7 protein-coding genes are annotated in these 7,536 nt (G+C 68.7%); 1 reads left to right on the top strand and 6 read right to left on the bottom strand.

The genetic code is table 11. The features are described from left to right. Nucleotides 1-691: 691 nt before the first annotated feature. From ABZS58_RS50645 to ABZS58_RS50630, 4 genes are all read right to left on the bottom strand, one after another. Entirely contained in the window at nucleotides 692-1,510 is an 819-nt protein-coding gene (locus ABZS58_RS50645; RefSeq protein ID WP_354791967.1) for a methyltransferase domain-containing protein, read from the bottom strand. After that, nucleotides 1,507-2,676: an epoxide hydrolase family protein gene (locus ABZS58_RS50640; RefSeq protein WP_354791966.1), complete on the bottom strand. Its 1,170-nt coding sequence runs from the start codon at nucleotides 2,674-2,676 to the stop codon at nucleotides 1,507-1,509. Before ABZS58_RS50640 ends, ABZS58_RS50645 begins: the two co-directional genes overlap by 4 nt. A gap of 16 nt (nucleotides 2,677-2,692) precedes the next feature. Next, complete coding sequence (locus ABZS58_RS50635; RefSeq protein WP_354791965.1) at nucleotides 2,693-2,956, bottom strand: hypothetical protein; 264 nt, start codon at nucleotides 2,954-2,956, stop codon at nucleotides 2,693-2,695. Between the two features lie 1,012 nt (nucleotides 2,957-3,968). After that, complete coding sequence (locus ABZS58_RS50630) at nucleotides 3,969-4,520, bottom strand: dihydrofolate reductase family protein (protein ID WP_354791964.1); 552 nt, start codon at nucleotides 4,518-4,520, stop codon at nucleotides 3,969-3,971. Between the two features lie 197 nt (nucleotides 4,521-4,717). Between ABZS58_RS50630 and ABZS58_RS50625 the strand changes: the two genes are divergently transcribed. Continuing rightward, nucleotides 4,718-4,996: a hypothetical protein gene (locus tag ABZS58_RS50625; protein ID WP_354791962.1), complete on the top strand. Its 279-nt coding sequence runs from the start codon at nucleotides 4,718-4,720 to the stop codon at nucleotides 4,994-4,996. 158 nt (nucleotides 4,997-5,154) lie between these two features. Here ABZS58_RS50625 and ABZS58_RS50620 read toward each other — a convergent pair whose 3' ends face one another. Both ABZS58_RS50620 and ABZS58_RS50615 read right to left on the bottom strand, forming a co-directional pair. After that, nucleotides 5,155-6,750, bottom strand: coding sequence for an FAD-binding oxidoreductase (locus ABZS58_RS50620; protein WP_354791961.1), 1,596 nt, complete (start codon nucleotides 6,748-6,750; stop codon nucleotides 5,155-5,157). A gap of 73 nt (nucleotides 6,751-6,823) precedes the next feature. After that, entirely contained in the window at nucleotides 6,824-7,048 is a 225-nt protein-coding gene (locus ABZS58_RS50615) for a hypothetical protein (RefSeq protein WP_354791959.1), read from the bottom strand. Nucleotides 7,049-7,536 lie beyond the last annotated feature (488 nt).

The raw sequence follows: 7,536 nt of genomic DNA, 5'->3' as shown, positions 1-7,536 counted from the left end.
GCAAAACGCTCATGAATATCCTCAGCGTAAAACCCACGATCCTCCGTCTCAGCCTGACGCTCGACAAGCTCAGGAACCATCGCCTCGGCACGCGCCACCACCTGATCCGCGGTAAGACCAGGCTCGGGCGGGGCGGAGGCGTGACGTTCGGCGGTGTCTGTGTTCGCGGTCATTGATGATCCATCCCTGCGTAGGTAGTGACCAGGTCACGGGGCGAGTCTGACTGTCACCCGGCCGGGCCGGGCCTGCCCACTTCGACCTTGCCTACCCCGGCCGCTCGAACTCGGCCACGGCCGGGGCCGGCCAGGCCGCGTCGCCGCGCAGCAACGCCAGAGCGGGCCGGTCCTCGCGGCCGGTCCAGCGCAGCGGCCGGACGCCGGCGGCGAGCAGTTCCCGCCGGAGCGGCGGGACCCCGCGGCGCCGTTCGGCCGCGGGGGCGTGGCCTGCATGATGTCGGGCCGATGACGGGCCAGCACGGCCTGCAACTGCGGGCTACTCCGGGCCTGGGCGTTGGAGCGGATTCACCGTCGGGGTGGGCCCGCTGCCGCACAACGACGAGGTGCCTGTGGCCGGGAACGTGCTGGATGGCATGTCGCTCTGGCTTGCCGCCGGCCTCGACCCGATCGAGCAGGACGGCATCTGAGCGCCTGGTGCGCCGTCCCGGCCCACGCCGGGACGGCGCACCTGCGACTCAGCGTGGGTACGGCCTGCGGGCGGACACGATGACATACCCGACCTGGTCGCTACGCGCCGCGAAGAACCCCATCATGCTGCGCGAGAAGCTGGCGACCGCGTCCTCGCCGAACTTCGCGACCACCTCGGCCCGCCGCGCCATCGCGGCATCCAGGAACTTCGCCTTCCGGCCGTAGACCCGGGGACCGCACTGGGTGTACTCCTCGACCTCGAAGCCGGCCGCCCGCACCCGCTCGGTCCACTCGGTCAGCGACGGCAGGGCGGTCAGCTTCAGGCTGGCCATGAACGCGGCCAGCCGCCGCGGGTCGCTGTCCGACTCGCGGCTGAAGTCGGACAGTGAGAGCCGGCCGCCCGGGCGCAGCACCCGGAACAGCTCGCGCAGCACCTGGTCGAGGTCCGGCGCGTTCTGCAGCGAATCCAGCGCCAGCACCGCGTCGAACGTGCCGTCCGGGTAACCCAGCCGCGTGTAGTCGCCGTACTCGAAGCGGGCAAGGTCGCCGACGCCGCTCGCCGCGGCCCGCTGGTTCGCCTTCTCGACCTCGAACGCGCTGACCGTGACGCCGGTGACCCGGACGCCGAGCTGCTGGGCCAGGGCCACCGCCGTCTTGCCGGGACCACAGCCCGCGTCCAGCAGGTGCTCGCCGGCCCGCAGGCCGAGCGTGTCGGTCACCTTGCGGCTGATCCGCTCGACCGCCTCGGGAAGCGTCGCGCGGTCCTCCCGGTCGTACCAGTAGTACATGTGGACCTGGCCGTCGCGGAACTCGGCCTCGATCGGCGACCGCTCGTCGTAGTGCCGGCCCATGTCGGCGGCCTTCATCGCGTCACCCCCTTCAGCGAGCGGGCGAACCGGCGGATGTCGCCGACCAGCAGCTCGGGCTGCTCCAGGGCCGGGAAGTGCCCGCCGCGGTCGAACTCGGTCCACTGGCTGAGCGTCGGCAGGATCAACTCGGCGAACCGGCGGACCGGCCGCACGGCGTCCCGCGGGAACGACGCGACGGCGACCGGCATGGTCAGCGGCCACGGCCCGGCCCAGGTGCGGACGAAGTCGGCGTCCACGTGGGACGACTCGTAGTAGAACTGGGCGCTGGAGCCGGCCGTGGCAGTCAGCCAGTAGATGGTGACGGCGGTGAGGATGTGGTCGCGGCTCACCGCGTCCTCCGGCACCTTCGCCGAGTCGGTCCATTCCTTGTACTTCTCGGCGATCCAGGCCAGCTGCCCGACCGGCGAGTCGGTCAGCGCGTAGGCCAGGGTCTGCGGCCGCGTCGACTGGATCTTCTGCCATCCCATGCCGTCCTGGATGAACCGCAGGCCGAAGTCGAGCCGGGCCAGGTCGGCGTCGTCCAGGCCGGCCATCGCCGCCGGGTCGGGCGGCGGGATCGTCACGCACATGTTGATGTGCACGCCGGCGACGTGTTCGGGGTCGGCCAGGCCGAGCCGCAGCGAGATCGGCGAGCCCCAGTCCCCGCCCTGCACGGCGTAGCGCTCGTAGCCGAGGCGGCGCATCAGCTCCTTCCAAGCGCCGGCCACCCGGCCGGTGTCCCAGCCGGTCTCCCCGGTCGGGCCCGAGAAGCCGTAGCCGGGGATCGACGGGATGACGAGGTGGAACGCGTCGGCCGGGTCGCCGCCGTGCGCGACCGGATCGATCAGCGGGTCGATGACGTCGAGGAACTCGGCCACTGTCCCCGGCCAGCCGTGGGTCAGGATGAGCGGCATGGCCCCGGCCTCGGCCGACCGGATGTGCATGAAGTGCACGGTCGTGCCGTCGATCTCGGTGAGATGGTGCGGGTACTCGTTCAGCCGGGCCTCGACCGCCCGCCAGTCGAACTGGGTCCGCCAGTAGCCGGCCAGCTCCTTCACGTAGTCCAGCGGCACACCGCGGTCCCAGCCGACGCCGGGGATCTCGTCCGGCCAGCGGGTGTGGTCGAGACGACGGGCCAGATCGTCGAGGTCGGACTGCGGGAAATTGATGCGGAACGGGCGCATCCGGCAACCTCCGGAATCAGTCGTGAGCCGCTACGAGCGGCGCGGGGGCGGGACGGCCGGATCGCCGCAACGTACGCAGGATCCGGCCGGGGCGGAGCAGGGCCGTCGGCTCGTCGATGAGACCGGCGACCCGCATCAGGGTGTTCGTGAGGCTGGCGTCGTGCATCGCCGCCCGCTGCACGCGGGTGACGTACGCATTGATGAAGCGGACCTTCGCGCCGCGGGGGCCCGGCACACCGGCGTAGCCGAGTTCGGCCGTCGCCGGGCTGCACGCGGACACCGGTGACCCGGCCCGCGCCGGGTGTCGTGGCCGGCCCGACGATGTCGTGCTGCTCGAGGGAGCGGATGGTGCGCACCTTCTCGACGCGGTTGCGCACGACCCGCTCGATGACCGGCCACCCCCGCCAGTTCGTCGCGGTCCACCACCAGGACTTGCGGGTAGACGTCGGCGAGCACGTCGCGGCGAGCAGTCCGGCCAGGCTGCCGCCGAGCACGACAGCGCGGGGTACGTGCTGCTCAGGCATAGCGATGTCGTCCTCACTGTGCGGACCGTGAACCCGGGCCGAGCCAGGGGCCAAAAGCCAGCATCGGAGAACGCGACGGGCCGGACACCTTCCGCTGTGCTGCGGAAACGTGACGGAACGGCAGGAAGAACGACCGTGGCCGTGCTCGAACGAGGCTCGACCGAGCTCGATCCTTGCCCCACCACCACGCGAGCCCATCCGGGCAAGGTGCTACCTGACAGCGGGCCGTTCGCTGGACGAGATCGCCCGAAGCGCTGTCCTCAGCCGGTTCCACTTCTCCCGGGTCTTCCGCACGGCCACGCGGGTCTCGCCCGGACGGTATCTGTCCGCCGTCCGCATCTACCAGGCCAAGCGCCTGCTCGCCACGACCGGGCACCGGGCACCAGGTGTCTCAACTCAGCCTGACAGAGAGGGGTGTCGCGGCGGATCTGAGCGATAGCCATGACGTGCAGGGCGTAGTAGCTGTTCTCCGTTCGCGAGCGCGGGCGACAGCTCCCCATGTAATCGGTGGCCCGTCGCGCCACATCTCCGCAATTGCGGCCGGTCTCGCGGCAACGTGAGAGGTGCGACGCCGGCCGAGCCCGGACGATCCTGGGCTCCTGGCCAACCTCCGGGGAGTGAGACATGACGCAGCAGGGATCCCGAGCACCATCGGACGTGCGTTCAGCGGCGCCGAGAAGGTGAATCCGCTCGACCTGCGACGCCCCGGATACAAGTCCGCCGGCGCCGGCACGTGATCGCGTGCGGGGCGCCGGCGGATTTCTCGTCTTACTTTACCGGCTCGTATCGCATCGCCTTCGCGCCCGAGTCCCAGTCCGTCTTGCCCGTGAACTTCACATCGCGCGGCTTCGGCATACCGTTGAACAGGTAAGGCCCGCGCCCCGCTAGGCGGGGGTGGACCACCAATTCATACTCGTCGATCAGGTTGAGCTCGGCGAGGGCTCGTGGGAGTGTCACGCCGCCCACGAACAAGCCGTCGCCAGGGCTCTGCTTGAGCTTCTCGACGGCCTGACCCAGATCGCCACGCAAAATCTCAGCGTTCCAGTCCACCTTCTCCAGTGAACTCGAGACGACGTACTTCTTCGCCTTGTCGATCGTCTGGGCGAAGAATCTCGTCTCTTCCGGGAGCGACCCCGGATTCGCCGCCATGGGACGCCAAGCCGACTCCATCATCTCGTAGGTGACCCGGCCGAAAATAAGAGCATCGGCTTGGGCGAGGCTTTCCGCTCCGCGGCGATGCATCTCAAGATCGCCGTCCATAGCGGCATGGTCGCAGCATCCGTCCAGAGTGACGTGGATCGAATAACGAAGTGGGCGCATCGCAGCAGCATAGCAACCGATGATGGATTGCAAGCGGTTGGACGCGCCCCGGCAGTTGATCAGAAGCAGTAGTGTCTCGTGATTCTGTTGGGTTTACTCGGCGTCGTTGTCGACGAGTTTGTTTGATGTTGGTCCGGACAAGTTGGACCTTCGCAAGGACTTCGTCGGCGGTCGTTGTCCCCTGGAACGTGCGGGGGTTGGCGTTCCAGGCCGCGATGCAGTCGCGGATGGACCGGATCATCATCCCGATCGCGGTGGTCATCGCCACCTTCGCGACCCGCGACGTGCAGGACATGCCGGGCCTCATGCGCACCCCGGCGATACGGGCGCTCGGCGAGATCTCGTTCGGGTTCTGCCTCTGTCAGGGTGTCACCGTCATACACGATGGTGGAACGACCCGCGATGCGCCGCTGGAGCTACAGCCGCAAACGGTCCCGGCCTCCGTCCCGCCTGCGGCCGAGGTTTCGGCACGCTGAAACTCCCGGCCCGTCGCGTATCGGCCACCGTCTGCAACTCCGGCGGTGGCCGGTACGCTGTTCGCCCGCGGAGGCCGCGGCTCCCTGTCGTGCGCAGGCTCCTCGTCGCAGCGATGCATTGTCTCTGAGCACGGCGGCGCCGGGCCGGCAGGCCGCTGTCAGGCGGGCCGCACGGCGAGCGCGTGGTGGAACACGTTCAAGGGATCGTAGTCGGCCTTGATCCGCTGCAGGCGGGGGTAGTTGCCCTTGTAGTACAGGGTGGACCAGGGGACACCTGACCGGTTGATGGCCGGGTCGGCGAGGTCGTTGTCCGGGTAGTTGACGTAGGCGCCGTCCAGCGGGTCAGGCACGCCGCCGGTGCCGGCGTACACGTTGCGGTAGAAGTCGCGGCTCCAGGCGTCGTGCGCCGCGTCCAACGCCGGATCGGTCCACGCCGCGAGGTACGACACTATGATGACGGCGTTGCGGGTGGCCGTCGCCGTGGCCGTCGACGGCACGGTGTTGATCTTTCCGCCGTAGCTGCCCAGGCCGACGCTGCCGATCAGGCCCTCGTTACCCGGCCGGGTGAGCTGCTGGTAGATCGTCGAAACCTGGCCCTCGGTGAACCGGGACCGCAGGTAGCCGGACTTCATCCGGAACCGGAAGATCTGGGAGGCGTCCGAGCCGCCCAGCACAGCGGTCATCCAGGGCTTCCACTCCTTGCGGACGTCCTGCGGCGGGCCCACGCCGTCGCTGAGCGCGGCGATGAAGTTGTCCAACAGCCGCTCGGCGCCCGGACCGAAGACCTGGCCGAACAGCGAGTGCGCACCGTTCTGCTGGCGGAAAAGGTCCAGCGCGCTGTAGAGCCGACTGCTGGCCAGTCCCGGTGCGGCATTCTCCTCACACCACCGACCGTAGTTGCGCACCAGCCGGGCGAACCTCTGCTCGTCCATCCCGTCCCACGGCCAACTGCAAGAGTAGTCGAGGATGGTAGCCGGCGCCGGCGGCAGCAGGGTGCCGGGATCGGTGCCGGTGACGCCGGGTGTACGCAGCCAGAACCGGGTGACAATACCGAAGTTCCCGCCGCCGCCGCCGGTGTGTGCCCACCATAGGTCGCGGTGGGGATCGGCCGGATCTCGAGTGGCGACCACGGCCTTGGCCCGACCGCGCCGGTCGACCACCACCACTTCCACGGCGTCGAGGTGATCGACGACGAGGCCGTACTCGCGGGACAGCACGCCGTATCCGCCGCCGGCGATGTGCCCGCCGACGCCGACCATCGGGCACAAGCCGCCCGGCACGGTGACGCCCCAGCCGTAGAACAGCCGGCGGTACACCTCGGCCAGGGTCGCGCCGGCCTCGACGGCGAAGGCGTTGCGGGCCGGGTCGAAGTAGACCTGCGTCATCCCGGCCAGGTCGATGATGACCTGGACGGCCGGGTTGTCGACGAAGTCGGACATGCAGTGCCCACCGCTGCGGACCACCACCCGCTTACCGGTCCGGACCGCGTCGTCTACCGCCTGGACGACCTGATTTGTCGAACCGACCACGCGTACGTAGTCCGGGCTGGCCACATACCGAATGTTGCGCCCGCGGACCAGTTCCGGGTAGCGGACGTCGGTCGGGGTCACGGTCACCGGCCCCATGGGGGGCGGGCAGCCGCCGGCCGGGGGGCTAGCGACAGCGGCTGCCGGCGCGACGACGGTCTGCGCGGCGGCCAGGCCGGCGGCCACTGCGGCGGTGCGCAGAACCTGACGTCGAGTGTGTTCGGACATGGCGGATCCTCCCCGTATGCACAAGGCGACGGCATGCCCGCGTCTTGCCGACAGGGGCACTACGGCACTCGGATCAGACGATTTGAATACCGTGACGAGACACCTGTTCGGCGGTTATGAGCATTGCCGATCCAGGTGTTTTGCAGCTGGTGGCGAGCGCGGCGCTGAGGTGTTGGTCCAAGCTGTCACTGGTTCCGTACGGCGATGTCAAGAATGCGGTACGGCCGCCTAAGCTGATCTTGCCGATCGCTTTGCTGGCGCCCGTCATCGACCCGACCGTTGCCTGGATGCGCGACATCGCCGCCACCGGCCGGCGGATCCGATGGGCTAGGGATTTCTGGCGATGGCCGGCCAGGCAAGCCGGTCGCCGTACGGCGTGGACCGTCCACTGCAAGCCATCCAAGCGATGGCGTGACTCACGTCCCATATGGGGATTCTGTCCAGATCCATCATCCTTTAATGCATAGATCAAGGTGTATCACTGATATTTATCGACGTGAGTGTAGCAACGCCTTTGCGCCTCGTCGATCCCTCCTACCAGCTCCAATTCCAGCCGAGCGCCGGCTCGCGTTGGCGCGGCTCGGCACGTAATGGGAAGTGAGAGAGATCGCCGACCACTGTGGAACGGGGGGTTTCATGTCGGCCGCATGGTCTCACCTGTCCGGCCGGGTCAGAACCGCTACGGGTCACGGGTCGGGTGAGCAAGCGTGGAGTCGCGGTCGGGTTTGTGGTGCCGTGACAGTGGTTGCACTGATGCTGCGGTTGATGACGGAGGACTTTCATGGC

Origin of the sequence: Dactylosporangium sp. NPDC005555 (genome assembly GCF_040605635.1) — a bacterium.
In the GTDB taxonomy this organism is placed as follows: domain Bacteria; phylum Actinomycetota; class Actinomycetes; order Mycobacteriales; family Micromonosporaceae; genus Dactylosporangium.
The sequence above is the reverse complement of the archived record's forward strand: the minus strand, read 5'-3'. Positions and strand labels throughout refer to the sequence as shown.